2 pseudogenes are annotated in these 745 nt (G+C 66.2%); both read right to left on the reverse strand.

The features are described 5' to 3' along the window. A pseudogene (locus Y703_RS22300) lies at window positions 1-287 on the reverse strand (ABC transporter); the annotation flags it as partial. After that, a pseudogene (locus tag Y703_RS21335) lies at window positions 268-745 on the reverse strand (hypothetical protein); the annotation flags it as partial. The pseudogenes Y703_RS21335 and Y703_RS22300, both read right to left, overlap by 20 nt.

Here is a 745-nt window from a genome sequence, read left to right on the forward strand (position 1 = left end):
GTGTCATCGTGAGGTGTACCGTCCCGGTCCTCGACTGCCTGCAGCGTTCCGGTGTTAACACCCACCGGGCGGCCGGACGAGTGCGCAGACCGGGCGTGGGTGTGAGCGCGACCGATCGCGTCCATCACCGTCTCGACATCGATGACTCCAAGGAACGTGTCGCGTTTTCCGGTGACCAGCGCAGCGCCAGCACTGGAAACCAGCATGGTGTCCAGCGCGTCGTTGAGCGTGGCGCGGTCGCCGACGACCGGTAGCTTGGCGTCCCGATCATCGCTGACCCGGTCCATCCGCGTGAGTTGGCGGCGGGTCAACCACTGAATCGGGCGGTTCTTCTGATCCACGATGGCCGGATCCCGCCGTGGGGCGGGCCGAACCGCCGTCGTGAGTCGTGTCATCGTGAGGTGTACCGTCCCGGTCCTCGACTGCCTGCAGCGTTCCGGTGTTAACACCCACCGGGCGGCCGGACGAGTGCGCAGACCGGGCGTGGGTGTGAGCGCGACCGATCGCGTCCATCACCGTCTCGACATCGATGACTCCAAGGAACGTGTCGCGTTTTCCGGTGACCAGCGCAGCGCCAGCACTGGAAACCAGCATGGTGTCCAGCGCGTCGTTGAGCGTGGCGCGGTCGCCGACGACCGGTAGCTTGGCGTCCCGATCATCGCTGACCCGGTCCATCCGCGTGAGTTGGCGGCGGGTCAACCACTGAATCGGGCGGTTCTTCTGATCCACGATCACCGCGTGGTCG

Source organism: Arthrobacter sp. H20 (genome assembly GCF_000520515.1).
In the GTDB taxonomy this organism is placed as follows: domain Bacteria; phylum Actinomycetota; class Actinomycetes; order Actinomycetales; family Micrococcaceae; genus Arthrobacter_D.